Raw genomic sequence first — 25072 nt, forward strand, 5'->3', positions numbered from 1 at the left:
GGTGATCCCAGGTATTTCTTTCGAAGATGGAGACTTGCGAACGCGGGCCGGCATGCAACCCGCGCAGAGCGCGCGTTACTGCGCGCGGGGTTCGGTCGTGAAAGCGAACGTGTCGCCGTTCTGGCGCGCGAGCACGAGGTCTTCGCCTGCGGGAACGTCGACGCTGCCGCCGGTGAAGCGCGCCGCGATCGGCATTTCGCGCCCGCCGCGATCCGCCAGCACGGCCAGATCGATCGACGCCGGGCGGCCGTAATCGTAAAGCTCGTTGATGGCCGCGCGCACGGTGCGGCCGGTAGACAGCACGTCGTCGACCAGCACGATGCGCCGGCCGTTGACATCGAACGGCAGCGAGGTCGGGCTCGCCTGGCTATGCAGGCCCTTCTTCGCGTAGTCGTCGCGATGCAGCGCCACGTTCACTACGCCGTAGTGCGGCGCGTTCAGGTCTTTCGCGAGCCGCTCCGCCAGCCACGCGCCGCCGCTGTAGACACCCGCGAGCACCGCGCCGTCTTCGGCCGCGAGCGACGCGCCATAGGCCGCGCGAATCTGTTCGACGAGCGTGCGATAAAGCGCCTCGGCGTCAATGGAACTCATGATCGTCGGGAAGTCCGTCGAGATATTGTTGAAGGATAACGCGGGCGGCTTCGGCGTCGATGCCGTCGAAGCGGCCGCGCGCATTCGTGCGCACGCCGCGCTCGCGCAGATCCGCTTTGGCGTCGACGGACGAATAGCGTTCGTCGACCCATTGCACCGGCACGTTGAAACGGCCGTTCACCTGATTGCCGAAGCGCTTCGCCAGCGCGCTCATTTCGTGCGGCGTGCCGTCGGGATGCATCGGCATGCCGACGACGACCGTATCGGGCTTCCACTCGTCGAGCAGCTTGCCCACTTCCTGAAAGCGATAGTCGCGGTCGCGATTCTCCACCACGGCGAGCGCGCGTGCGTCGCGCGTCAGCGTATTGCCGACGGCGACACCGATGCGTTTCTCGCCATAGTCGAAGGCCAGCAGCGTGGCTTCGCGGCTCATGCGTGCCCTGCTTCGCCCGAGAGCATCGAGCGCGACACGCCGAGCAGCGACAGCGCGGCTTCGAGCCGGTCTTCGGCGGGCACTTCGAAGATGATGCGCGGATCGGCTTCGACCGTCAGCCAGCCGTTCTTCGAGATTTCTTCCTCGAGCTGGCCCGCGCCCCAGCCGGCATGGCCGAGCGTCAGCAAGAAGCGCTCGGGGCCCTTGCCGCTCGCGACCGCTTCGAGCACGTCTTTGGACGTGGTCATGGCGAGGCCGCCGGGCACGCTCATCGACGAGCTATACGGCTCGCCCTGGCCCTCTTCGTGCAGCACGAAGCCGCGCTCGGTCTGCACCGGGCCGCCGAAATAGACGGGCAAGTGAACGAGCGGTTCGATTTCCAGCTTGAGGTCGATGCGATTGAAAAGCGATTGAAGGTCGATGTCGGTCGGCCTGTTGATGACGAGACCCAGCGCACCGCGATCGGTGTGATCGCAAAGGTAGACCACCGTTCCCGAAAACGTCGGATCGGCCATGGAAGGCATGGCGATCAGGAACTGGTTCGTCAAATTGATGCGATCGGAAGTCTTGGACATAATTCAGGATTTTAACAAAGGCGCTGGCGGATGGCCGACTTTGATCTGGGTCTGATGTGGTTCAGGCGGGACCTGCGCGCGACGGACAATGTTGCACTCTATCACGCGCTTACACGGTGCCGCCGGGTGCTGTGCGCCTTCGTTTTCGACCGGGAAATCCTCGATCCGCTCGCCCGAAACGACCGTCGCGTGGCGTTCATTCATGCAAGCATCGTCGAGCTGGATCGCACGCTGCGCGACGCGGGCGGCGCGCTCATCGTACGTCACGGCGTGCCGGTTCACGACATCCCGGCGCTCGCACGCGAATGCGGCGCGAACGCGGTTTTCGCGAACCGCGACTACGAGCCGTCCGCGAAAGCCCGCGACGATGCCATCGCCCGGACGCTCGCGAGCGCGGGCGTCGCGTTCTTCAGTTTCAAGGATCAGGCGATCTTCGATCATGACGACGTGCTGACCGGCGCGGGCAAGCCCTACACCGTCTTCACGCCGTACAAGCGCAAGTGGCTCGAAACGCTGACGCCCGATGCGCTCGCGCCGTATGCGTCCGAGGATCATCTGCATGCGTTGACGAAACCGGCGGCCAAAGCCGACACAGGCATTCCATCGCTCGCCGAACTTGGTTTCCCGGACGCTCACGCCCCGGCTTTTCCGCCCGGCACGAGCGGCGCGTACGAACTCTTCGACGACTTCCGCGACCGCATGACCGACTATGACCACGCCCGCGATTTCCCGGCGCAGAAAGGTCCGAGCTATCTTGGCGTGCATTTGCGTCACGGCACGGTGTCGATCCGCGCCCTCGCCCGCGTGGCGCACGACGCGCAGCGCCACGGCGACCGGGGCGCGGCGACGTGGCTTTCCGAGCTGATCTGGCGGGACTTCTACTTCGGCGTGCTGCATCACTTTCCGCGCGTCGGCGTGTCGGGCGATCATCGCGCGTTCAAGCCGGAATACGATCGCATCGAATGGGAAACGGGCGATGCCGCCGACGCGCATTTCGCCGCGTGGTGCTCGGGCCAGACCGGCTATCCGCTGGTGGACGCCGCGATGCGCCAGCTCAATACGTCGGGTTACATGCACAACCGGCTGCGCATGGTGACGGCGAGCTTTCTGTCGAAGGATCTCGGTATCGACTGGCGGCGCGGCGAGGCGTACTTCGAAGCGCACCTCAACGATTTCGAGCTGTCGTCGAACAATGGCGGATGGCAGTGGGCCGCGTCGAGCGGATGCGACGCACAGCCGTACTTCCGCATCTTCAACCCGATCACGCAGTCACGAAAATTCGACGCGGCTGGCAAGTTCATTCGGCATCACGTGCCGGAGCTCGCGGGTCTGCCGGATCGCGACATCCACGCGCCGTGGCTCGCGAAGCACGACATGCTGAAGGCGGCGAAGGTCGCGCCCGGCGTGGGGTATCCGCCGCCGATCGTCGATCACGACGCCGCGCGCAAGCGCACGCTGTTGCGCTATGACGTCGTGCGCGGTCCGGGCAAACGCGCGATAACCCCGGACATCGAGGACGACGACGGCTAGCGGACGATGGCCGTGGGCCGCTCGATCATCGCGGTGAGCGCAACGATCGACGCGCGGCCCTCCGACGGCGCGATGCCCGCAGCAGCCTGATGCAGCATCGAGCGCAGCGTCTGGGCGGCGCGTTCGGGGATGGCGGCGTCGAGCGCGCCCGCATCGCCGTGGGCGGCCGCGCCGTCGCCCTGGTGCGCGATGCGCCGCCAAGCGAGCCCGAGCGTATCCGCCAGCAGCGCGACATGGCCGAGCCCGAGCGCGCACGCCGCCGCGCCCAGCCGATGCGCGGCATCCGCCGCGTGCAGCGCGGAAGACGCATCGACGGCGCCGGTTGCGCTTGCCTGCGAGCCGCGTTCGACCAACCCTTCGATCGCCGCTTCCGCGCTCTGCAGAAAGTCTTCGTAGGCCGCCGCGTTGACGCGCAGCACGCCGAGGTCGCGTGTGGGCGCATCGCGCGTGCTTTCTTCGCTGGCCTGCGCCGCGCCCTGCTCCCATGCCGCCTCGGAGGCCGGCGTCGCCGCGACGTGCCACGCCACCGTCAGGCCGTAGTCGCGCAAGACGTCGACGTGTTCGGCGTCTTCAGGCGTCGCGCCATACAGCGCGAAGTCGCGCCACAGCAGCGCAAGCGTCGCGCGCACGAGCGAACGCGGCGCGTACGACGACGCATGCGCCTGATCGGCCAGCACGAGATTGAATCGCGCGTAGAGGCGCTTGGCGTCGGCGTGACCGGAAATGCCCCCGCGCGAGCGCAGCGCCCGCACCGTCGACGACGCGAGCCGCCAGAAATCGTACGGATCGGAGCCGGCGAGGTCCGCGAGGCAGGCGTCGAGACGCGCGAAGGTTTCGTCAGTGCCGCTTCGCGGCTGATCGGCCGGCGCGCGCAGCAGTGCCAGCAGCGTGTGCTCGTAATGCGCTCGCACACGCGTGAGCCGTTCCGATGCGACGCCTCGCAGCGTCGCCGGGGCGATCGCGCGGCCCGCGAGCGCGAGGTCGTCGTAGGAAACCGACGCGATGCGCGTGTGTGCGGCAAGCAGCGCGTGCAATCCGCGATAGTGATGAAAAAGCTCGGTCGAGCACGCCAGCTCGCGCAGATTGTGCCGATCGACCGCCATGCCGAAGGCGAGCAGCGCGTCCGCAATGCGCTGGCGCGTCGGCTCGGATTCATCGCCGAACGGCGCCACGAGCGCGAGCGCTTCCGCGAAACGCTGCGCAGGCAGCCATCCGGCGGCGTTCAGCGCCGCGATCGCGCGCTTCAGGGCGGGCGCCGTCTCGCCCTGCCGCTGGAACGCGTGCAGCGCATCCGCGATCGCCATTTCGGCGACTCGCACGGAGCCGCCGCGCGGATTCGGCAGGGCTTCGATCGGAACCGGTAGATCGGGACGAGAGGTCATAACGGGCGCTCACAAGCCAGATCGCGTGCGCGGCGAATGCGCCGGCGCGCGGTGAAACTGCATCATCGACGGGCCTGCGGCGGGAGTCGCCGCATCCCGCCCTCTGGAAGCGTATGCCTTTACCCGCAACTGCGCGAGCAGCCGCGCTAAACGGCTAATCAGCCGAGCCAGCCACGGCTCAACGGCTTCCGCACGGAAACGCAGGCCGCAAAAAACACGCGCCGCATGACGTAAGCCATGCGGCGCGGGTAAATAGGCGGATCAGATCTGGACCATCTCGAAATCTTCCTTGCGGGCTCCGCATTCGGGACAGGTCCAGTTGATTGGAACGTCTTCCCAGCGGGTGCCCGGCGCGATGCCCTCTTCCGGCAATCCCGCCTCTTCATCGTAGATCCAGCCGCAAATCAGGCACATCCAGCTTCTGTATTCCATACTTATGCCGCGTCGATTGATCGATTGAAATTAGGACATGATGGTACCGTGTTGCCGGGTGGATGCCTAGCAAGCCGCCCGCCCGCGTTCTCCCGAATAACGGGACGGCCACGCGCCGCCCGGCGGAAAATGCATCGTTCCGGGCGACAGGCGGGCGTCAATAGGCCGCATAATCGAATCTCACGGGGTGGCGCGCACAATAACGGCGCATTTCCCCGACCCGATCGTCTCACACGTGCCCAATCCACCATGTCCGCTTTTGCCATGACCGGCGACTCGCCACCGATCGTTCTGACTTTCGGCCTTTCGGACCCTACGGGCGGCTCAGGCATACAGGCCGACATGCTGACGCTCGCGAGCATGGGCTGCCACGGCGCCACGGTCCTCACAGGCTATGCGGTGCGCGACTCGGCGAGCTGCGACGAAGTGACCGGCCTCGATCCCGATACCGTCGCGACCCAGGCGCGCATGTTGCTCGAGGACATGCCGGTCGCCGCGTTCAAGATCGGCGCGGCGACGCGGGCTGAAGTCGTTTCGGCGATTGCCGAGGTGGTATCCGATTACGACGACGTCCCGCTGATCCTCGCGCCCGACTTCACGCTCGACGACGAACACGTACTGTCCGCCGACGAGTTGCGCGAATCGCTCGCCGATCTGCTCGTGCCGCAAACGACCATGCTGATCGCCGATCACGCCACGATTTTGCAGCTCGCGCAGCCCGACAGCGACGCCGAAGCCCCGACGCTCGATGCCGCGATCTCCCATATTCTGTCGCAAGGTTGCGAATATGTTCTGGCGATGGAAACGGGCACGCATCGGCATGTCAACACGCTCTACAGCGAGGAAGGCCAGGTGCGGCAAGACCTGTGGGATCGCGGGCTGAATCGCGTGATGGGGCTGACCGATACGCTGGGCGCCGCCGTCGCGGCGCTGCTCGCCAACGGTCAGGAGCCTGCTGAGGCCGCCCGCGAGGCGCAAGAGTACGTGTTTCAGGCGGCGCGCGCCGCGTTTCGTCCGGGGATGGGCGCGTATCTGCCGGATCGCTTCTTCTGGGCGCGCTCGAACGACGCCGACGACGAAAGCGAGACTTCCGCGCTGCCCGACGAATCGGCCGGGCTGCCGGGACAAGCGCGGCACTGACGAAAAGCAGTGAATCGAGGTAGCCGGAGACCACATAAGGGAGGCTTCGCGAACGCATGCCCTATCGATTGCCCCATCTGCACAAGCCCGGCCCGCAAGGCGCGATCCGCATCGGCTGCGCGGGCTGGTCACTGACAAGCGCGGTCTCCGCGAGTTTTCCCGGCGAAGGCTCACACATCGAACGCTACGGGCGCGTGCTCACTTGCGTCGAGATCAACTCCAGCTTCTATAAACCGCATCGCGAGCAAACCTACGAGAAGTGGGCGCAGAGCGTGCCGGAATCGTTCCGTTTCTCGGTGAAGCTACCGAAGGCGATCACCCACGACGCGCGGCTCGTCGATACCGAAACCCTCATCGACGAATTCCTGCTCGCCGCCAGCCAGCTCGGCGACAAGCTCGGCTGCTGGCTCACGCAACTGCCGCCGAGCCTGCCCTTCGAGCACGATCTGGCCGACACGTTCTTCAAGGCGCTGCGCGAGCGGACGAACCTGCCGGTCGCATGCGAGGCGCGGCATCCGACATGGTTCACCGCCGATGCGGCGGCGCTCTTGAAAGCGCATCACATCGCTTATGTCGATGCCGATCCGATTCCCGATGACTGCGAGGTCAAGCATCGCGCGGATGCGTCGCTCGTTTATGTGCGCTTGCACGGCTCGCCCGAGTTGTACAAGTCTTCCTACGACTACACGTATCTCGACCATCTCGCGCACACGCTGCAGGCACGCGCGAAGAAAAGCGCCGAAGTCTGGTGCATCTTCGACAACACCGCGCAAGGCAACGCACAGCCCAATGCGCTGCATCTGATGGACCGGTTGCGGCTTCATCACCGCTAAGCGCGGTTCAGCTTTCGCTCAATCGAAAGGAGAATGCCCGATGCACAAGCCGGCACGACGGATCGCACGCCTCGTTCAGGCCACGATGTTCGCTTCGCTGCTTCATATCTCGCTGCCCGCCCACGCGCAGAACGCCGCGCCGCCGCCTCCACCCGCGACGCCCGCCGGCGACGGCACGTTCCTGCTGACCATCTTCCTCAAACACGACCAGTCGAAGCCGCTGCCGAAGATCAACGAGCAGTTGAAGGAGCAAGGCTTCTTCAAAACGTTTCCGCCGCCGGGAATCGAAGTGATGTCGTGGTACGTGATGATGGGCATCGGTCAGGTGGTGACGCTGCGCGTGCCCGCCGAGCGGTTGCGCGAAGTGAATCGCGCGATCGAAACCACTGCCTGGGGCGGATATACGACCGAGTTCTATCCGACTTACGACTACAGAGCGGCTGCGCAGAATCTGCGTGAGCAGATGAATAAGTAACGCCGCGCTTTCGACAGGCGAAAAAAAACCCGCATCGCTGCGGGTTTTCTTGGCTGCGCAGACTTCGCTTCCGAAGAATCGAAGCCCGCGCGGACATCACTGGCCGAAGCCAGCTTACATGTCCATGCCCATGCCGCCCATGCCGCCGGGCATGCCGCCAGGCATCGGTGCATCTTCCTTCGGCAGTTCGGCGACGGCTGCGTCGGTCGTCAGCAGCAGGCCTGCCACCGATGCCGCGTTTTGCAGCGCCGTGCGCGTCACCTTGGTCGGGTCGACGACACCGGCTTCCACCAGGTCACCGTACTCGCCGGTTGCCGCGTTGTAGCCGTAGTTGCCCGAACCCTGAGCAACAGCCGCCACCACGACGGATGCTTCTTCGCCGCCGTTCGTGACGATCTGGCGCAGCGGCTCTTCCATCGCACGCAGGACGATCTTGATACCTGCGTCCTGGTCGGGGTTCGCACCCTTCAGGCCGTCGATTGCACGGCGAGCACGGATCAGCGCAACACCGCCGCCCGCCACGATGCCTTCTTCCACAGCTGCGCGCGTTGCGTGCAGTGCGTCTTCGACACGTGCCTTCTTTTCCTTCATTTCGACTTCGGTCGCAGCACCGACCTTGATCACCGCAACGCCGCCGGCCAGCTTGGCCACGCGCTCTTGCAGCTTTTCACGGTCGTAGTCCGAGGTCGCTTCTTCGATCTGCTTGCGCACCTGCTTCACGCGAGCTTCGATGTTCGCTGCTTCGCCAGCGCCGTCGATGATCGTGGTGTTTTCCTTACCCACTTCGATGCGCTTCGCTTGACCCAGCTCTTGCAGCGTCGCCTTTTCCAGCGTCAGGCCGGTTTCTTCAGCGATGACCTGACCGCCGGTCAGGATCGCGATGTCTTCCAGCATGGCCTTGCGACGGTCGCCGAAGCCCGGAGCCTTGACGGCGACGGTCTTCAGGATGCCGCGGATGTTGTTGACGACCAGCGTTGCGAGCGCTTCGCCTTCGACGTCTTCAGCGATGATCAGCAGCGGACGGCCAGCCTTCGCGACTTGTTCCAGCACCGGCAGCAGATCGCGGATGTTGGAAACCTTCTTGTCGTGCAGCAGCACGAACGGGTTTTCCAGAACGGCGACTTGCTTGTCCGGGTTGTTGATGAAGTACGGCGACAGGTAGCCGCGGTCGAACTGCATGCCTTCGACGACGTCCAGCTCGTCTTGCAGCGACTTGCCGTCTTCGACGGTGATCACGCCTTCCTTGCCGACCTTGTCCATCGCTTCAGCGATACGCTCGCCGATCGACGTGTCGCTGTTTGCCGAGATCGAGCCGACTTGCGCGATTTCCTTGTTGGTCGTGCAGGGCTTGCTGATCTTGCGCAGTTCTTCGATTGCAGCAGCAACCGCCTTGTCAATACCGCGCTTCAGGTCCATCGGGTTCATGCCCGATGCGACGTACTTCATGCCTTCGCGAACGATGGATTGCGCCAAAACCGTAGCGGTCGTGGTGCCGTCGCCGGCGTTGTCGCTGGTCTTGGAAGCGACTTCCTTGACCATTTGCGCGCCCATGTTCTGGAGCTTGTCCTTCAGCTCGATTTCCTTCGCGACCGAGACACCGTCCTTGGTGACCGTCGGGCCGCCGAACGAACGCTCGAGCACGACATTGCGGCCCTTCGGACCCAGCGTGACTTTGACCGCGTTGGCCAGGATGTTCACGCCTTCGACCATCTTGGCGCGTGCGGAATCGCCAAAAATAACTTCTTTAGCTGCCATATCCAGACTCCTTGATTCGATTCAGTGTGCCGGCCCCGCCGCCCTGTCGGCGCGAAGCCCGGCTAACAGGAAGGATGCTTACTTGCTGACCAGAACGGCCATGATGTCTTCTTCGCGCATGACGAGCAGTTCCTGCCCGTCGACCTTGACGGTCTGGCCGGCGTATTTGCCGAAGAGCACGCGGTCGCCCACCTTCACGTCGAGGGCGTTTTGCGTGCCCTTGTCATCGCGCTTGCCCGGGCCGACGGCCAGGATTTCGCCTTGGTCCGGCTTCTCTGCCGCTGCTTCCGGGATCACGATGCCCGATGCGGTCTTGGTTTCCTGGTCCAGACGCTTGACGATGACGCGATCGTGCAAAGGACGAAGGTTCATACACACTCCTCTCTAGATTGAGACTGAAAACGCGGAAAAACCCGTCTTTTAGGCGTAAACCCGCCGGACGGAAATTTTGTTAGCACTCTGGTGCTGTGAGTGCCAATTATATGGACGTCATTTGACAATTTCAAGGAGCGATCCCACTGCCGGTGTCGAATTTCACCGAACATTGAACTACGTTCAGCGACCGTTGAACCGCTAGACCGCGGGCACGCGTATCATGCCGGGCAAGAAGTATCGTTAAATCAGCGGTTTAGGTTGGTTGGACGCTACGCCCAGCCCGGGCAGTCGCCGTGTGCAAACCTGCTGACGACCTAAATTGGTCGGCTCGCCCACATGAAGCGTTGTCATTAGGGGTTAGGTGTTTACCCTCCCCTCTAGCCGTCTCCACCATTGAGGGCGCGGATTCAATTGATCGAACGTCGCAGATCGACCCACCCCAATCAGACGGCCGCCTCCAAACCGGTCAGTAAGCTAGATCCAGGTTTTGCGAAGTGGAGTGCCGATAAGCGGCCTATAAGGACCTTCCAGTTTTTGCAAGCTGGGTTTAGTGACTCATATGTTCGATTCCTGTATGAATCAGTGGAGGACTACAACGACAACGGGTGGCGGCGTGACAGACTGCATGCCTATAAACGGCCTTGTTGGGCGCCATCACAACCGCGCCTGGGCCCGGATAGTAACCGCGCAGCAGGACTCCATCCGTTGGACGGCGAATACATTTCGTGTAGCGCCTCACCGCTTATCGAGTTCGCCCGCTGCCGGTCTGACCTGTCGCTATCCTTCGTCGAATGCGTCCTCAACTACGGAACCAGTTTTTCGCGATGTCGTTTGGGGTATCAGGCGCCCGTCGCCCCACCAGTGCGGGCGGGCGCGTAGGACGGATCGAATCGCTCCCCGTTGGCGAGCACCGCCCACAGAATGCGTGCATGCTTGTTCGCCACGGCGACCAGTGTCTTGTAGTAGCCCACGCGCGCCTGTAACTGAACAATCCAGCGCGAGAGCCGGTCGTCACGTCGGTGCGCCGTCAGGACCGCTGAGCGGGCACCCTGGAACAGCAAGGTTCGCAGATAGTCGTTGCCCTGTCTGGTGATGCTCCCGAGCCGCTGCTTGCCTCCGCTGCTTTTCTGTTTGGGCACGATGCCGAGCCAGGCGGCCATCTGCCGGCCGTTCCTGAACTGGCGGGCATCTACCACCGTCGCCACTGCGGCCGATGCCGTTAGCCGGCCCACGCCGCACACGTCCATGCAGCGTTGCGCCTGCGGGTCGCGGTCGGCATGCTCGGCAATCTGCCTGTCAAACCAGGCAATCTGCTCATCCAGTACCTGCCATTGTTCCCAGCCGCGCAACAGGGCCAGCCGCGCCGGTCCTGTCAGCTCATTGCTGCCGTCCTCAATGCGCTCAATGAGGTGCTCATGTAGCCGGCGGATGCCTTGCGGCAGGAACACCCCGAACTCGGCCAGCAGCCCGCGCAACCGGTTCACCAGCGCGGTACGCTCTTCGACAAATCCGGTACGCATGCGGTGCAGCACCAGCACGCTTTGCTGCGCAGGTGACTTGACCGGCACGAAACGCATGTGCGGGCGGCTCGCCGCTTCGCAGACAGCTTCGGCATCGAGTGCATCGTTCTTTACATGGGCGCCGCCTTTACGATAGGGCGCGACAAATTGCGGGGGAATCAGCCGCACCTCATGCCCAAGCGCGTGTAGTTTGCGTGCCCAGTAATGCGCGGCACCGCATGCCTCCATGGCGATCAGACACGGTTCCAGATTGGCGAACCAGCTCACAAATCGGTCCCGCGGAATCGCTTTACGTGCTACGACGCATTCGGCGCTGTCGACCGCATGAATCTGCATCACGTTTTTCGCCAGATCCACGCCAACACGAGCAATCCTGTCCATGACATCCCCCTTCCCGGAAGGTAGTAGCACGAACCATGATGGCACCAAACGGTGTCGATCCTGCAATCAGGGCGGTCCTTACCAATTCGTTGGCGACTTCACCCGATCGGCCAGTTGCCGCCGCTCACCGTTGCTCGCGCATTGTCATTCGAGTGTCCGCTTGCTCTGGAACGAGACATTGGACAATAGACTGGCGAGCGCTCAACAGCGCCGGAGAAAATACTGTCGCGATGACGACCGTTAGACTGACTCAGTAACGGTCGCAAGCTACCCCTGGCTTTTGCCTCCGTTGCATAAGTCCGGAACAAGACTCCGCGCCCAAGGGCGGTTGTTGCCGACGGCAAACTTGACGACGTCTGAGGCCAACACTGTCCCTCATACAGTTCCTGCTTTTTGCCCGGCTTCGCTTTTGAGCCGTACTAACAGCGGGGCCGACCATGCCTGCTTCCTTGTTATGCCGTTTGAGCGTATTGACGCAGCCACCAATAGGCCTTTAAACGCGAAAGCACGGTCGGTCTCGTCGATTTACCGTGTGCACCGGGCACACGACAGTGACGTCGCGCGTTGTTGAGCAGGGCCGGCACCGTTACGTGTTCTTGCTTGCCCGCCTCGCGATTATGCAGCGCCCCCCCGCCCACGTGCACTGCTGAACAGCTTGATCACTTCCGGGTTGAACGCCGGGATATCGTCGGGCTTCCGGCTCGTGACTAAGTTTCGGTCGACGACCACTGGCTGATCCACCCAGTCCGCTCCGGCATTTTTCAGGTCGGTTCGGAGCGATGGCCACGAGGTCATGCGCCGGTCTTGCGCCGCGCCGGTCTCAATAATCGTCCATGGGCCGTGGCAGATCGATGCCACTGGCCTGCCGTCATCGAAAAATGCCTTTGCGAAGGCCACCGCTTTCGGCTCGGCCCGAAGCGCATCGGGGTTCAAGACGCCACCCGGCAGGAGGAGCGCGTCGAAGTCTTGCGGCTTGGCCTGGTCGAGGGCGACGTCGACCGGGAAGGTGTCTCCCCATTCCGTGAAGTTCCAAGCGCGCACGTGTCCATTCTTGGGGGATACGATGCGCGTGTCGGCGCCGGCTTCGTCGAGCGCCTTCCGGGGCTCTACCAATTCGACCTGCTCAAATCCTTCCTCGACGAGGATCGCAACCTTCAATCCCTTGAGAGTTTCGTTTGTCATGTTTCCAACTCCTATGATGAGCTTCGCTTCGAAATACCCTTACTCTGCGGCTAACGTCTGCTCGCACTCCGCAGTGATCGCGCCGTGGAGGCCGGTCGGCAGGATGCATTAACCAGAGCGAGCATTAGGCTGGTTTTGCAGTCCTAGGCCAACGTGCGAACGTATCTTTTGCTCAGGAGCAAGCAATAGGGCGAGCCTTCGCGATCACGGTGGAGCAAGACTGAGCACTGAGGTTTTCGACTCTAGTGTCATCGCCACCACGGCGGATGCGGCTGTAAATCGGGTCATGTTTCATCTCTTAGGCGGCACTTTCGACATGCGTCGAACTCACGGTGCGAACACGGCACGGACGCAGCCGTCGGTCTTGTGCTTGAACATGTCGTAGCCGCGTGGCGCCTCCTCCAGCGGGAAGCGGTGAGTGGCCAGATAAGCGGGATTCAGCTCGCCTTTCTGCGCGTGCGAGAGCAGCCGATCCATATAGGCTTGGCCGTGCTGCTGGGCGCTGCGTACCGTCATGCCCTTGTTCATGATGGCGCCCATCGGAAACTTGTCGATCAGCCCGTAGACGCCGAGCACCGACAGCGTGCCGCCTTTGCGGCAAGCCATCACGGCCTCACGCAGCGCCTGGCCGCGGTCCGTTTCCAGACGCAGGGCCTGCTTGACGCGGTCGTACGCGTATTGCGGCCCGGTGCCATGTGCCTCCATCCCCACGGCGTCGATGCAAGCGTCGGGTCCGCGCCCGCCCGTCATTTCGATGAGCGTGTCGAGAACGCTGTCGACTTTCGTGTAGTCGATCGTTTCCGAGCCGGCGTGCTCGCGCGCCATTTGCAATCGCTCGGGGAAGCGGTCGATCGCGATGACCCGCTCCGCGCCCATCAGACGCGCGCTTTGCTGCGCCATCAGCCCGACGCCGCCGCAGCCCCATACTGCGACGGTGTCGCCCGGCTGGATGTTGCAGAAATCGGCACCCATGTAGCCGGTCGGGGCGGCATCCGAAAGAAACAGCGCTGTCTCGTCCGCGACGCCGTCGGGGATCTTGAAGCAGTCGTTGTCGGCAAACGGCACCCGCACGTATTGCGCGTGCGCGCCCGCATAGCCGCCGAAGGCGTGGGTATAGCCGTAGATGCCGGCCGTCGTATGTCCGCCCAGAAGCGGTGCCTGTAGTTCGGGCTTCGGGTGCGTGTTGTCGCACAACGAGTAGAGGGAATGCTGGCAATACCAGCATTGCCCGCACACGATGAATGAAGGAACGACGACGCGGTCGCCCTTCGCGAGTCGCTTCACCTCGGAGCCGATGTCTTCGATCACGCCCATGAACTCGTGGCCGATGACATCGCCGGACTTCATTGTCGGGATATAGCCATCGATGAAGTGGAGATCTGACCCGCAAGTGGTCGACAAGCTGACGCGCAGGATCGCGTCATGAGGGTTGATGATCTCCGGGTCCTTGACAGTCCCGACGCGCAAGTCATTGACCCCGTTCCAGTACAGTGCTCGCATGCTCGTTCTCCTTAGCGCTTCGTTTCGCGAGCAGCGGGCTGCCGCTCAGTGGTGGGAATCTCGCCGGTTTCGACGAGGCTCTTGAAGCGCCGCAGCGCGTTGTCGGCGATCATATTCAGCGGCGTGGCGCCCAACAGTTGGACCAGGCCTTGGCCGAGGGCGCCGCCGGGCGGATCGAACCGAACATGCAGTGTCGCTATCGTGCCGCGGTCGTTCGAGGCGGCGTCGAAGCGGATGGAACCCTCGTTCGCAATGGCGGCGCCGGGCAGCGAGCGCCAGCCGATGCTCCCGCCGGGTTCATCGACGATCTCCGATTCCCATTCGTAGAGGCGACCGAGGGGCGTCCTTATCTCCCAGCGCATGCGGTTGTCGCCAATCGGGCGCAACGTCGCGAAGCCTGACATGAGTTGCGGGAGCGTGCGAGGGTCGAGCCAGCGTTGACGGAGCGCGTCCGCCGGCTTGCCGACCGTGATGACACGCTTGGCCTCAGGCTCGGCGCGGGCAATCCCACTGTGCGCCTTGTCATTCGCGCTGCCGCGTTGGAGCGGGACACCGCGCCCCGCACTCAGCACGGCTGTCCCCGCGCAAGCCGTGAGCGCGAAAGCCAGGGCACCCTTTTTCCGGCCGACGAGTCCTGAGACAATCAAGGCTGCGCTCAGCGCCACCGGAATCCAACCCATGCTTTGCATGAATTCACCGGGCGAGACGTCCGACGGAACGTGGCCGCGCCCCGACGATCCGTGCGATCGGATACCAACGATGTTGCCTGCCATGATGAATGCTCCTGGGAGTTCACTGCTCGCTACGCGGAAGGGCTCCGTGCAGCGAGATCGCTGACATGTAGCGCGACGTTCGTGCTCACGCCACGCGTGGCCATGAATCGCGGAACTGCGCCGTGGGCTGCATCGCCCAAGGTGTAGCGGGCCGGTTCGCGGTTTTATGGACCTCGACAAGTGCTTCGACTCCGCCGCCGCTACGATCGCGGCGTCGCTTCGCTAGCCTCCGGGATGCAGGACGACCTTGGTCCAGCCATGTTCGCGCACGTCGAAGTGTTGATAGGCGTCGGGCGCCTCGTCGAGCTTCAACTCATGGGAAACAATGAACGACGGCTTCGCGCGTCCGACTGAGATGAGGTCGCGCAACTGCCGGTTGTATGCCTTGACGTTGCATTGGCCCGTGGCGATGTGCTGGCCTTTGAACCAGCACTTGCCCCAATCGAACGCGATCTTTCCCTGCTTCGCCAGTTCGTCTTGCGCGCCGGGGTCCTCGGGAACGAACACGCCAACTACGCCAATCCCGCCAGTGAATTTGACCGACGACACCAGATTGTTCATCGTCAGATTGGGATGCTCATGGCGTTGCGGAGCCGGATCGTGACACTGGTAGCCGACGCATTCGCAACCCACGTCCGCGCCGATTCCGTGCGTCAGGTCCATGACGCGCTGCACCGGGTCTTCCTTGGAATAATCGATTGCAATCGCGCCAATGGACTCCGCAAGCTTGAGCCGGTCGGGGTGGCAGTCGACAACCATGACGCTGCAGGCTCCTTTGATCATGGCCGAGTGGGCAGCCATGAGACCCACTGGTCCGGAGCCGTAGATCACTACGGCGTCGCCGGGCCGCATGCCGGCGAGTTCGGTCGCGTGCCAGCCAGTCGGGAAGATGTCGGCGCACATCACGTAGTCGGTCTGCTTCTGCTCTGCGTCCGGCGGTAGCTTCAAGGCCATGAAGTCCGCCCAAGGAACCCGGAGAAATTCGGCTTGGCCGCCCGGCCACGGTCCCATGTCCGCGAAGCCAAAAGCGCCGCCGGCGATTCCGGGCTGGTTGGCGTTCAGGCAAAACGCAGTGAGGCCGCGTTCGCAGTTTTTACAGTGACCACAGCTTATATTGAATGGTAGACACACCCAGTCCCCGGGCTTGAGTCGCTCCACCGCAGGTCCGACCTCCACAACGACGCCTAGATTCTCGTGACCGAAGATGCGACCTTGCTCGAAGTCCGTTCGACCTTCGTACATGTGCAGGTCGGATCCGCAGATGTTGGTGCTGGTGATTTTGACGATGGCGTCGGTGGGGCGTTCGATCTTGGGATCAGGCACGTCTTCTACGGCGACCTGGCGCGGACCACGATACACAACCGCTTTCATATATCTCTCCTGTGAAGGTAACTGAAAGCATGAGCCGATCGGCGACTCACGACATCGACGAACCCGCAGGCGTACCTGTGGGAATCCTGGTCCTAGTGGCCACGCGTCTCCCGGTACGGAAGTCAGGTCCGTTTCCGCATGGCATCGCTAACCTTGCGACCGCGCTCCCTATGAGCGGTTGCGACTTGGAAGTCCGTAGCTATCCTAAGGTGGTGCCCCATGCTGGGGCGCCAGACCACGGCCGGTGACCGCCTAGTCCGCAGCTATTCATATGCCCGCCTGCGCAACGAGAGCGCAACTAAACGGCCAGGTGCCAGAGTCCGCTGCGCTCGATGCGGCGCAGAAGCTAGGAGGGCTAATGTCCGTTTCGCTTTGACCGTACACTGGGACCCACGGGAGAGGACGCCTTATTCGGCGTGCTGGACCGCATATCAGCGCTAACGGGAGACCAAGGCGCGCTTGCAAGAGCAATGTTCTTGCTAAGAACGGGTCTATGAGGGGTTCGATAAATATGCTTTTCGATTGCTCGTGAGGAGTTTGCCGAACGTCCGGAGTAGCGAAGCGACCGGCCATTAAGCGCATGGATGCGTGGTCGGCCGGTATGGGCCGGCTGTGGCCGGCACCACGGGGACGGAGCCGGCCATAATTGGCCGTTCGATTGCGGGACTGTGCGACTTTTTCACGGCCGCTGCGCTCACATAACCGGCCATCGAGGGATGTTGGCGGCCTTACGGCGCCGCCGGCTCCGCGCTCGTCGCCTTCGTCTGCCTCTAGTGCCAGAAGATCGCAACCGCTATTCCGCCGAACAGCAGCCACTTCACGATGTAGTACACGATCAGGTTCCACGCCTTCAGACGCTTGCCGACGAGCCGGATCGAATACAGATATTTGAACGCGCGATTCAGGCCGCCGGTACGGTCACCAATCTCGTTGGGTGAGGTAGCCGCGCGCATCAGGAAGCCGCCTACCGCGTGGTTGAACGCCTGCGCCCATCGGTATTTCATCGGTCGCTCGATGTCGCAGAATAGGATGATGCGGTCCTTGTCCGTTTTGTTTTCGGCCCAGTGCAGATAGGTTTCGTCGAAAACGACTTCCTCGCCGTCGCGCCATGAATAGCGGCGGCCGTCGACGACGATCGCGCAGTTGTCGTCGTTCGGCGTCACGAGTCCCAGGTGATAGCGCAGCGATCCCGCGTATGGATCGCGGTGCAGTGTGAACACGCCGCCGGGTGGCAGCATGGCGAACATCGCCGCCTTTACCGTCGGAACCTTTTGCAGGATGGAGACCGTATTCGGACACTGTGCCACGGCGGACGGATGAGGGCGGTCATACCATTTAAGGTAAAAGCGCCGCCAGCCGCGCCGGAAGAATGAGTTGAAGCCAATGTCGTTGTACGCGCCTGCCGCCTGAATCTTGCTACCTTCGTGAAGTGCGATGGCCTCGGCACGGATGACTTCCCAGTGTGCCTTGATCCGCGCGAGCTCGGGAAAGAGCGAAGGCTCGAGAAAGGGCGTCGACGGCACGCCCGAGAACAAATAGACGAAACCGTTCAGCGGCGACATGAAAGTCGAATGGTCGGAAAGCTGGCGGAAGAACCCGTGCCGGACCTTGCCGCGCCAGTGGGTGTGCGCAGCGCAAGCGATAAAAGCTAGCAACATCACCCAGCGCATGATTTCTCCTCGCATCCAATTTCTGGCTTTGCGCTTCGCAGCATTCCAAATTATACGAATTGGTAACTGAGGCCCGCTGGGATGGTGACAGGGAATTTGCCTTGCGCGCACACCTCGGATCATCGTCGCGCTCGGTCGTCGGCGCAGATTCGGCAAATTCCGGTCAATCACCGTTCCGGTACGAACGCCGTTCGAATGGCCGCTCCGCGCCGCGGAGGCGAATCTAACGTGCGAGGATCAGCGGCATCGAAGTCAAATCTGCGATGGCATGCCATTCACTGAGAGCGATACGGGCATGCCACATCGCGTGTCCTATGACCCGTTGGTATAGCGCGGAAATTCACCCACCCTTCAATGGCGTCCTTGTGGGGAAGACCGCTCGAATTTCGGCGACCAGCTCCTCAAGAAACACAGGTTTTAAGAGGTACCGGTTGACCGCAGGATCATCCAACGATACGTGCGCCACGGTCCACGTGCCAGCTGGCGTGCGTCCAAGTTTTGGATCGAAATCAAGATTGCTGCACAACGTCAATCCATCCATACCCGGCTTCATGTAATCGGTTAGGGACGAGATCGGGATGCGATCGCTTCGCCTGTTCCAGGCCGGCGATTCCGTTTGCTGCGGTCACGACTCAAACCGCTGACCTTTTCAGCAAAACCCGCCGCACCTCGAGCATATCAACGGCATCGTCAACGATGGGGATGGGCGGTCGGATTGAACGGGCAAGTGCAGCGTGGGACAAAACGGGTTGCCTCAGCTTCGACTGAACGCAACTGTGAACGCACACGAGGGCACGCCACTGGAAAGCATTATGCAATTCTCGCTCCAGCTGCCGCACGATCGAATTTTCGTCGTATCTACAGTTCCGCCGCTTGCCCTTCCAAATCGGTTCGAATCGTTGCGATTAGCGAGCTTATAATCGTGTGCGTCGACAACCCTTCAGGCGGCGTTGTTGGCTGGCTGACCCACTCACGATGTTGGCTTTCTGCTCGCCTCTCTTTCGCGCTAAACAAGGGGGAACGCAATGTCCGATGTGAACACACGCGTGATTACCGCGCACGTGCCGCTGCCTTTAGCTGAGCAGGTCGATGAGCTTGCCGCTCGGCTCGACCGCTCCCGTGGCTGGATTATCCGGCAAGCTCTGGCCGCGTGGATTGAGCAGGAAGAAGCGCGTAATCGAGCCGAGACCATTAAGCCGCGGCGCGCAGGCGGTCGCGAGAAGCGCTAGACGCCTCTCCGACGCATGATGGTGTACCCGCGACGATCCCGCGGCGCTTGAATCCATGACTAGCGAATCAAGACGTTTTCGGCGTCGCTAGGTGGATTCCGGCGAACCGAATATTTGCATCCTGGAGACGACGTGATCGATCCTACATCAGCCGCTAGCGAGGCGACGTCGCCGGTCTTCCCTCTGGTAGGCGTCGGCGCGTCGGCGGGTGGCCTAGAGGCGATTTTCGAACTGATGGCGGAGATTCCTGCAGTCAGTGGGATGGCGTTTCTGGTTGTACAGCATTTGGATCCCTCCCGTCGCAGCCTGCTACCCGAAATCCTGCTTAAGAGAGTATCCATGCCGGTGGTGCAGGCCGTCGACGGGATGGCTGTCGAAGCGGACCACCTGTACGTCATTCCTCCCAACACGAGCATGCTGGTTGATCAACGTCGGATCCGCTTACGGCCGCGTGACGGAACGCTCGGCCCGCCGATGCCGATCGACGACTTGCTGAGTTCGCTCGCGAGTGATCAAGGTTCGAGAGCCATCGGGGTGGTCCTTTCTGGCAGCGGATCCGACGGCGCGCTGGGTCTGAAGGCCATACAACAAGAGGGTGGCATTACGTTCGCTCAGGACGAGGCCTCAGCGCAATACAGCAGCATGCCCCATGCAGCGATCGCGATGGGCGGCGTCGACCGCGTTCTCTCACCGCGTGAAATCGCGAAAGAATTGATGAGTTTGGGAAGGCATCCCCATGTGCGGCCGCCACAGATTGCCGAGGTAGATCCACAGGGCGAGTCTTCCGAGACGAGTTTGCGCTCGATCTTTCGGCTCCTGCGGAATGCCTGCAATATCGATTTCAGTCGTTACAAGCATGGCACCATTCAGCGCAGGCTGTCTCGTCGCATGGCCCTGCGACAGCTGATCTCCGTGGGCGAGTACGTCGCGGTGCTGGAGTCGGAGCCAGCGGAAGTCCTAGCGCTCGGACGCGATCTGCTGATCCAGGTGACCAGTTTTTTCCGTGATCCAGAGTCATTCGATGCGTTGAGTCAGACGGTCTTTCCCCGGCTCACAGCTGCGAACGATCCTAGAACGCCGCTCAGGATCTGGGTGCCTGGCTGTGCAACCGGCGAGGAAGTGTACTCGATCGCGATATGCCTGATCGAGTATCTCGGCGAACGACGCGACAGCCTCCCTGTGCAGATTTTTGGCACCGATATCAGCGCGGCGGCGCTGGAGACGGCCCGCGCGGGGCGGTATATCGAAAATATCGCGAGAGACGTGTCGCCGGAGCGTCTGGCGCGCTTCTTCGTGCGTGAAGGCGAGTATTACTGCGTCGACAAGTCGGTGCGCGAACTCTGCACTTTCTCACGTCACGATGTATTGAATGATCCACCGTTCTCGCGGATGGACCTGGTGAGCTGCCGTAATCTGCTCATCTACCTGAGTGCGCCTGCGCAAAGAACGGTGATGCCGCTTTTTCACTACGCGCTGAAGCCGGACGGTCTCCTGATGCTCGGACCTTCAGAGACGGTGGGTGCTTTTTCCGAGCTTTTCGGCACGGTCGAAGACAGGCGTAGCAAACTGTTCAGCAAGAAGCCACGCCTCGGCGCGCCCGTGGCGCTTGGCCGGACATCCACGCGCGTCCCGACATCGCCCACGCGTACCGTCACCGTTGCAGAAAGCCCAGTCGAGGGCGGCGACGCGGCCTCGTTGCGCGCCGAGGTCGCTCGCATCACGCTCTCGCGGTACGCGCCTCCGTCCGTGTTATGCGACGACGACCTGAACATCATCGAATATCGTGGCGATACCTCCGCCTATCTGGTGAACCCCAACGGTCCTCCGATCAACGACTTGCAGCGTCTTGCACGGCCGGAAGTCTTCCTGGCCCTCAGCGAGGCGATCAGGCAGGTCCGTCAGGAAGGCGCGCCGGTGCGCAAGACCGGTGTGCGGACCGTCGGTATCGGCGGTCCTCAGACTATCAGTGTTGAGGTGCATCCGCTCCAGGCCGCTGACATCGATGGACGCTGGCTCCTCATCTTTTTCGAGAACACACGGCGATCGGACGAGTCCACCGCTCCGCGGCAGGATACGTTGAAAGCGTTGATGATTCAGACGTTGCGGCAGCGACTGGGCCGAAGAATTGCCGACAAAGACGCGGATCCCAGAGACGACGAAATCGCACGGCTGAATGCCGAGCTGAACGCCATGCGCACGCAGATGCGAACCATGCTCGAAGAGCACGAAAGCGCCCGCGAGGAACTTAAATCGAGCGAAGAGGAGCTGCTCTCAAGTAACGAGGAGTTCCAAAGCACCAACGAAGAACTGGAGACTGCCAAGGAAGAGCTCCAGTCGCTGAACGAGGAGTTGCTGACCACCAACGACGAATTGCGCTACCGCAACCGGGAACTTAGGATGCTCCACGAAGAGGTGGCACGTGCCCGCGACTATGCGGACGCGATCATCGAGACGATGGCCGAGCCGCTCCTCGTATTGCAACCGGACCTGCGTGTGACGCGAGCTAACCGCGCGTTCTATCAGACCTTTCGAACCACTCCGGATGCTACGATCGGCACACTGCTCTATGCGTTAGGAAACGGGCAGTGGAACATTCCGAGCCTGCGCGAATTGCTCGAGAAGATCTTGCCGCAACAGACACTCGTTCGCGATTTCGAGATCTCACATGCCTTCCCTCGCATTGGACAACGTACGATGCGACTGAACGCTGCGCGTGTGGTGGGACCTGTGAATGAACTCATCCTGCTGACGATCGAAGACATCACTCAACATCAACTCGCCGTCGAGCGTCTACAGGCGGCTGATCGCCATAAGGATGAATTCCTGGCGATGCTCGGGCACGAACTGCGCAATCCGCTGGCCGCGATCGGTAATGGGTTGGCGATCTGGGGTCGTGCGGATGTCGCGAAGGAAACACAGCAGTTGGCGCGAGCGGCCGCGACGCGCCAATTGAATCACGAGATTGGGCTGGTCAATGACCTGCTAGACGTATCTCGCGTGACGCGCGGCATCATCAAGCTCAACATCGAGCCGGTCGACCTGGCACAGATCGTCCAACATACGGTGGCCGCGCTACGCGCAGAAGTCGAGGGGCACAATCACGAACTGACGGTTTCATTGTCGACGCAGCCCTTTGCCATCGACGGCGACGCCATGCGACTTGAGCAAGTCGTCACCAATCTGATGAACAATGCCATCAAGTACACGCCTGCCGGTGGCCGACTTGAGATTTCGCTTTTGCCCGACAACGGCGATGCGGTCCTGACCGTGTCCGACAACGGCATCGGCATGACCGCGGACTTTCTGCCGACCATCTTTACGATTTTCGTTCAGGCGGAGCGCTCGCTGGACCGCAAATCTGCAGGGTTGGGACTGGGACTCGCGCTGGTTCAACAGTTGGTCGAACTGCATCACGGAACCGTGCGGGCATTCAGTGACGGACTGGGCCAAGGCAGCCAGTTCGTGGTCCGGCTTCCGATATCGAACGCGAAGACGCTCTCGCCGCTCGTGCAGGATCTGACTCATGACGCGGACGTGCCTGAATCTCGCAAGATTCTGGTGGTAGACGACAATGTCGATGCGGCCGAGAGCACAGCGATGTTGCTGAGGCTGGACGGGCATAAGGTGATGGTCGCACCTGATGGCCCGGGCGCCTTGCAAGTCGCAACGGACTTCCTGCCCGACGTCGTGTTACTTGACATCGGGTTACCGGACATCGACGGTTGCGAAGTCTGTCGCCAACTACGTGCGACGTCCGGATTCGCTGATACCTTGTTGATCGCGCTCAGCGGTTACGCGGGGGAAGAGCATCGCGAGCGCGCGAGACAGGCCGGGTTCGATCACTACATTGTGAAACCAGCCGATCTCATCGAACTGAACCGGATCATGTCGTCCTACCGCAATGACTCAAGAGGGAGCTGATAACAAATCCTACTATAAGCATGGAGGAGGACGGTTAAGAGAGTGCCCACACTGGATAACACGGCGCTTCGTGCGTAGCTCCGTGCATTCCCAGTGATAAGGCTGGCCGAATACAGAGACGTGATGGGTCGAACGATCTTCCCTGATTGTCGTTGAGACAGCGAACCAGTTCGGGCAATGTCGCAGGCCTCACGAAATGCCGCTCAAAGCTGGCAGCCAAAGCTCGCTTGACGTACCCCGACTGACCATAGTCTGTTAGAGCACAAAGACGGGTTTATGCGTGCTGGAGTTGCGCCCGCAGGCGAGAGCTAGTTCATACCTGTCCATATCCGGCAGCCGAATGTCGAGAATGGCGATTTGATTTTCGAGCAGTGGCCTTCTCGAACGCCGATGTGCCCTCATTGCGCGCTATCACCTAAGTTGCGACGGCCGTTGCTTGCTCGAGAGCTGCCATTCGGACGGTCGCTACGCGAACGGCAGAAGAGGGTCGGGCTGCGTCAGTCCGCTCTTCGAAATGATAGCTGGAAAGCGGCCAGTGGCATTGAGCCCTTGGAAGCGGCCAGTCGGCAGTGCGTACTCCCGTTAAGGTTTATTCGATGCCTGCCCTCGACCACGGGCTCGTCATCGAACGACAACGCGTGCGGGCAGGCGTTGGATAAACCTCGAGGAAGGAAACCGCGGAGTAGTCCGATGCAGCCAGCGTTTTCGCTATGGCGATTGATCAATGTGGCTGATCTGGGTTGCGGGCCGGCGGCGGGCGATGCAAGCGTCCGGAGCGGAGTGGAGGCGGCAATGAAGACGATCTCGCATGTGACCGTCAGCTCGGGTCAGGGCTGTAGGACCGTGTATGACGCTCAAGGCACAACCGTCCGCTCGTCGGCGGCGTTGACGCAAAGCCGACGGTTGAGATGGAGATCGAAGCAAAGCGCTCATCGCTGGGCCGCCTATGGTGGGGCACGAATCGGTACGGTACGCGGGAGGATGTCAATGACAAGCATGGGCGCGCCGCAGTGCCGACAGATAAAGGTCGGTCGATCGACGATGACCGTGTCGTGCGGTGTTGGGCGGAGTTCGGGGGGCACGCCGAGCAGCGTACGTATCTTTCTTAGATTTGCGCGGCGCACCGGGTTAGCGAGCAACCCGTAATGCCGGATTCGATGGAACCCGACTGGCAGCACGTGGAGCAGGAAGCGGCGCATAAACTCCCCAGTGTCGAGCGTCATGGCCTTGTAGCGGGTGCGGCCCTTCTCGCGGTAATCCTTCCAGCGGAAGGTCACGCCTCGCTCATCAAAGGCAAGCAGACGCTGGTTGGAGATCGCGACGCGATGTGTATAGCGTGACAGGTACGCGAGCACCGCTTCAGGGCCCGCAAACGGACGCTTGGCATACACGAACCATTCCGAAGCCCGCAGCGGTGCAAGCCACTTCGCGAAGGCCGCGCGATCTGCGAGCTGCGTGTACTCGCCGAAGAACTGAAGCCGTCCGCGCTGATGAGCATCAGTGAGCGCCTCGAGGAAGCGCCTGCGAAACAGGCGCGAGAGCACGCGCACCGGCAGGAAGAAGCCGCGCCGACAGGCGATCCAACGTGCGCCATCGGCTGAGAGGCCACCGCCAGGGACAATGCCGTGCACATGAGGATGATGCGTGAGCGCTGAGCCCCAGGTGTGCAGCACGAGCGTGGCGCCAATGTCGGCGCCTAGGTGCTTAGGGTCCGCCGCGATGGTGCGCAGCGTCTCGGCGGCGATATCGAACAGCAGCCCGTAGATGACGCGCTTGTTATACCAGGCGATCGCACTGATCGGTGCGGGGAGCGTGAAGACGACGTGGTAGTACTCCACGGGCAGCAGGTCGGCCTCGCGCGCTTCGAGCCAGCGGCGTGCGGCACTGGCCTGACACTTCGGGCAATGGCGATTCCGACATGGTTATACGCGATCTCGGTTCGCTTGCAGCCCGAACAGCGCAGCACATGTCCGCCCAGCGCCGCGCTGCGGCACTGTTCGATGG

General features: G+C 62.1%; 19 protein-coding genes and 1 pseudogene. 6 read left to right on the forward strand and 14 right to left on the reverse strand.

The window, feature by feature from the left end; translation table 11 throughout:
- Positions 1 to 75: 75 nt before the first annotated feature.
- Genes pyrR through BG57_RS02215 form a run of 3 tightly spaced genes read right to left on the reverse strand, consistent with a single transcriptional unit; the run spans position 76 to position 1599 of the window.
- Positions 76 to 591 carry a bifunctional pyr operon transcriptional regulator/uracil phosphoribosyltransferase PyrR gene (gene pyrR / locus BG57_RS02205; RefSeq protein WP_035959795.1) on the reverse strand — a complete coding sequence of 172 codons (516 nt, stop codon included), beginning with the start codon at positions 589 to 591 and terminating at the stop codon, positions 76 to 78.
- A complete protein-coding gene (gene ruvX, locus BG57_RS02210) occupies positions 578 to 1024 on the reverse strand; it encodes a Holliday junction resolvase RuvX (protein WP_035959796.1) in 447 nt (148 codons plus the stop codon). The genes pyrR and ruvX overlap by 14 nt, the downstream gene beginning before the upstream one ends.
- Positions 1021 to 1599 (reverse strand): YqgE/AlgH family protein, encoded by a 579-nt coding sequence (locus BG57_RS02215; RefSeq protein ID WP_035959797.1) that lies wholly within the window; start codon positions 1597 to 1599, stop codon positions 1021 to 1023. The genes ruvX and BG57_RS02215 overlap by 4 nt, the downstream gene beginning before the upstream one ends.
- Positions 1600 to 1629: 30 nt before the next feature.
- On the opposite strand from BG57_RS02215, the gene BG57_RS02220 reads away from it, so the two are divergent.
- Positions 1630 to 3129 (forward strand): cryptochrome/photolyase family protein, encoded by a 1500-nt coding sequence (locus BG57_RS02220; protein WP_035959798.1) that lies wholly within the window; start codon positions 1630 to 1632, stop codon positions 3127 to 3129.
- Here BG57_RS02220 and BG57_RS02225 read toward each other — a convergent pair.
- Together BG57_RS02225 and BG57_RS02230 are read right to left on the reverse strand one after the other, a co-directional pair.
- A complete protein-coding gene (locus tag BG57_RS02225) occupies positions 3126 to 4511 on the reverse strand; it encodes a hypothetical protein (protein WP_035959799.1) in 1386 nt (461 codons plus the stop codon). The genes BG57_RS02220 and BG57_RS02225 overlap by 4 nt on opposite strands.
- Positions 4512 to 4772: 261 nt before the next feature.
- Positions 4773 to 4943, reverse strand: a complete 171-nt coding sequence (locus BG57_RS02230) for a rubredoxin (protein WP_025527884.1) — start codon at positions 4941 to 4943, stop codon at positions 4773 to 4775.
- A gap of 264 nt (positions 4944 to 5207) precedes the next feature.
- Between BG57_RS02230 and BG57_RS02235 the strand changes: the two genes are divergently transcribed.
- Genes BG57_RS02235 through BG57_RS02245 form a run of 3 tightly spaced genes read left to right on the forward strand, consistent with a single transcriptional unit; the run spans position 5208 to position 7391 of the window.
- Complete coding sequence (locus BG57_RS02235) at positions 5208 to 6083, forward strand: hydroxymethylpyrimidine/phosphomethylpyrimidine kinase (protein ID WP_035959801.1); 876 nt, start codon at positions 5208 to 5210, stop codon at positions 6081 to 6083.
- A 56-nt stretch (positions 6084 to 6139) separates the two neighbouring features.
- Positions 6140 to 6916: a DUF72 domain-containing protein gene (locus BG57_RS02240; protein WP_035959802.1), complete on the forward strand. Its 777-nt coding sequence runs from the start codon at positions 6140 to 6142 to the stop codon at positions 6914 to 6916.
- Positions 6917 to 6956: 40 nt separating this feature from the next.
- A complete protein-coding gene (locus BG57_RS02245) occupies positions 6957 to 7391 on the forward strand; it encodes a hypothetical protein (protein ID WP_035959803.1) in 435 nt (144 codons plus the stop codon).
- A 114-nt stretch (positions 7392 to 7505) separates the two neighbouring features.
- Here the strand turns inward: BG57_RS02245 and groL are convergent, their stop codons facing one another.
- From groL to BG57_RS02285, 8 genes are all read right to left on the reverse strand, one after another.
- A complete protein-coding gene (groL, locus tag BG57_RS02250) occupies positions 7506 to 9146 on the reverse strand; it encodes a chaperonin GroEL (RefSeq protein ID WP_035959804.1) in 1641 nt (546 codons plus the stop codon).
- A gap of 78 nt (positions 9147 to 9224) precedes the next feature.
- Positions 9225 to 9518 (reverse strand): co-chaperone GroES, encoded by a 294-nt coding sequence (locus BG57_RS02255; protein ID WP_035959805.1) that lies wholly within the window; start codon positions 9516 to 9518, stop codon positions 9225 to 9227.
- An 842-nt stretch (positions 9519 to 10360) separates the two neighbouring features.
- Complete coding sequence (locus BG57_RS02260; RefSeq protein WP_035959806.1) at positions 10361 to 11422, reverse strand: IS110 family RNA-guided transposase; 1062 nt, start codon at positions 11420 to 11422, stop codon at positions 10361 to 10363.
- Between the two features lie 615 nt (positions 11423 to 12037).
- Complete coding sequence (locus tag BG57_RS02265) at positions 12038 to 12604, reverse strand: type 1 glutamine amidotransferase domain-containing protein (RefSeq protein WP_035959808.1); 567 nt, start codon at positions 12602 to 12604, stop codon at positions 12038 to 12040.
- A 327-nt stretch (positions 12605 to 12931) separates the two neighbouring features.
- The gene (locus BG57_RS02270) at positions 12932 to 14104 is read right to left on the reverse strand and encodes a zinc-dependent alcohol dehydrogenase (RefSeq protein ID WP_035959809.1); all 1173 of its coding nucleotides are present in this window, start codon (positions 14102 to 14104) and stop codon (positions 12932 to 12934) included.
- 11 nt (positions 14105 to 14115) lie between these two features.
- Positions 14116 to 14877 (reverse strand): SRPBCC family protein, encoded by a 762-nt coding sequence (locus BG57_RS33555; protein WP_206539421.1) that lies wholly within the window; start codon positions 14875 to 14877, stop codon positions 14116 to 14118.
- A 222-nt stretch (positions 14878 to 15099) separates the two neighbouring features.
- Positions 15100 to 16248 carry a glutathione-independent formaldehyde dehydrogenase gene (locus BG57_RS02280; RefSeq protein WP_035959811.1) on the reverse strand — a complete coding sequence of 383 codons (1149 nt, stop codon included), beginning with the start codon at positions 16246 to 16248 and terminating at the stop codon, positions 15100 to 15102.
- Positions 16249 to 17018: 770 nt separating this feature from the next.
- Positions 17019 to 17918, reverse strand: coding sequence for an aspartyl/asparaginyl beta-hydroxylase domain-containing protein (locus BG57_RS02285; RefSeq protein ID WP_035959812.1), 900 nt, complete (start codon positions 17916 to 17918; stop codon positions 17019 to 17021).
- A 1025-nt stretch (positions 17919 to 18943) separates the two neighbouring features.
- On the opposite strand from BG57_RS02285, the gene BG57_RS31390 reads away from it, so the two are divergent.
- Both BG57_RS31390 and BG57_RS02295 read left to right on the forward strand, forming a co-directional pair.
- On the forward strand, positions 18944 to 19147 hold the full coding sequence (locus BG57_RS31390; protein ID WP_075583077.1) for a ribbon-helix-helix domain-containing protein: 204 nt from the start codon (positions 18944 to 18946) through the stop codon (positions 19145 to 19147).
- Between the two features lie 132 nt (positions 19148 to 19279).
- Entirely contained in the window at positions 19280 to 23068 is a 3789-nt protein-coding gene (locus BG57_RS02295) for a chemotaxis protein CheB (RefSeq protein WP_052005564.1), read from the forward strand.
- Positions 23069 to 24012: 944 nt separating this feature from the next.
- On the opposite strand, the pseudogene BG57_RS02300 reads toward BG57_RS02295, so the two are convergent.
- Positions 24013 to 25072, reverse strand: a pseudogene (locus BG57_RS02300) (IS91 family transposase); the annotation flags it as partial.

This window comes from Caballeronia grimmiae, assembly GCF_000698555.1.
GTDB lineage: Bacteria > Pseudomonadota > Gammaproteobacteria > Burkholderiales > Burkholderiaceae > Caballeronia > Caballeronia grimmiae.

Bases quoted from the DNA above. Each gene is read 5' to 3' on its own strand.
- pyrR (WP_035959795.1), bottom strand. From the start codon at position 591: ATGAGTTCCATTGACGCCGAGGCGCTTTATCGCACGCTCGTCGAACAG.
- ruvX (WP_035959796.1), bottom strand. From the start codon at position 1,024: ATGAGCCGCGAAGCCACGCTGCTGGCCTTCGACTATGGCGAGAAACGC.
- BG57_RS02215 (WP_035959797.1), bottom strand. From the start codon at position 1,599: ATGTCCAAGACTTCCGATCGCATCAATTTGACGAACCAGTTCCTGATC.
- BG57_RS02220 (WP_035959798.1), top strand. From the start codon at position 1,630: ATGGCCGACTTTGATCTGGGTCTGATGTGGTTCAGGCGGGACCTGCGC.
- BG57_RS02225 (WP_035959799.1), bottom strand. From the start codon at position 4,511: ATGACCTCTCGTCCCGATCTACCGGTTCCGATCGAAGCCCTGCCGAAT.
- BG57_RS02230 (WP_025527884.1), bottom strand. From the start codon at position 4,943: ATGGAATACAGAAGCTGGATGTGCCTGATTTGCGGCTGGATCTACGAT.
- BG57_RS02235 (WP_035959801.1), top strand. From the start codon at position 5,208: ATGACCGGCGACTCGCCACCGATCGTTCTGACTTTCGGCCTTTCGGAC.
- BG57_RS02240 (WP_035959802.1), top strand. From the start codon at position 6,140: ATGCCCTATCGATTGCCCCATCTGCACAAGCCCGGCCCGCAAGGCGCG.
- BG57_RS02245 (WP_035959803.1), top strand. From the start codon at position 6,957: ATGCACAAGCCGGCACGACGGATCGCACGCCTCGTTCAGGCCACGATG.
- groL (WP_035959804.1), bottom strand. From the start codon at position 9,146: ATGGCAGCTAAAGAAGTTATTTTTGGCGATTCCGCACGCGCCAAGATG.
- BG57_RS02255 (WP_035959805.1), bottom strand. From the start codon at position 9,518: ATGAACCTTCGTCCTTTGCACGATCGCGTCATCGTCAAGCGTCTGGAC.
- BG57_RS02260 (WP_035959806.1), bottom strand. From the start codon at position 11,422: ATGGACAGGATTGCTCGTGTTGGCGTGGATCTGGCGAAAAACGTGATG.
- BG57_RS02265 (WP_035959808.1), bottom strand. From the start codon at position 12,604: ATGACAAACGAAACTCTCAAGGGATTGAAGGTTGCGATCCTCGTCGAG.
- BG57_RS02270 (WP_035959809.1), bottom strand. From the start codon at position 14,104: ATGCGAGCACTGTACTGGAACGGGGTCAATGACTTGCGCGTCGGGACT.
- BG57_RS33555 (WP_206539421.1), bottom strand. From the start codon at position 14,877: ATGGCAGGCAACATCGTTGGTATCCGATCGCACGGATCGTCGGGGCGC.
- BG57_RS02280 (WP_035959811.1), bottom strand. From the start codon at position 16,248: ATGAAAGCGGTTGTGTATCGTGGTCCGCGCCAGGTCGCCGTAGAAGAC.
- BG57_RS02285 (WP_035959812.1), bottom strand. From the start codon at position 17,918: ATGCGCTGGGTGATGTTGCTAGCTTTTATCGCTTGCGCTGCGCACACC.
- BG57_RS31390 (WP_075583077.1), top strand. From the start codon at position 18,944: ATGTCCGATGTGAACACACGCGTGATTACCGCGCACGTGCCGCTGCCT.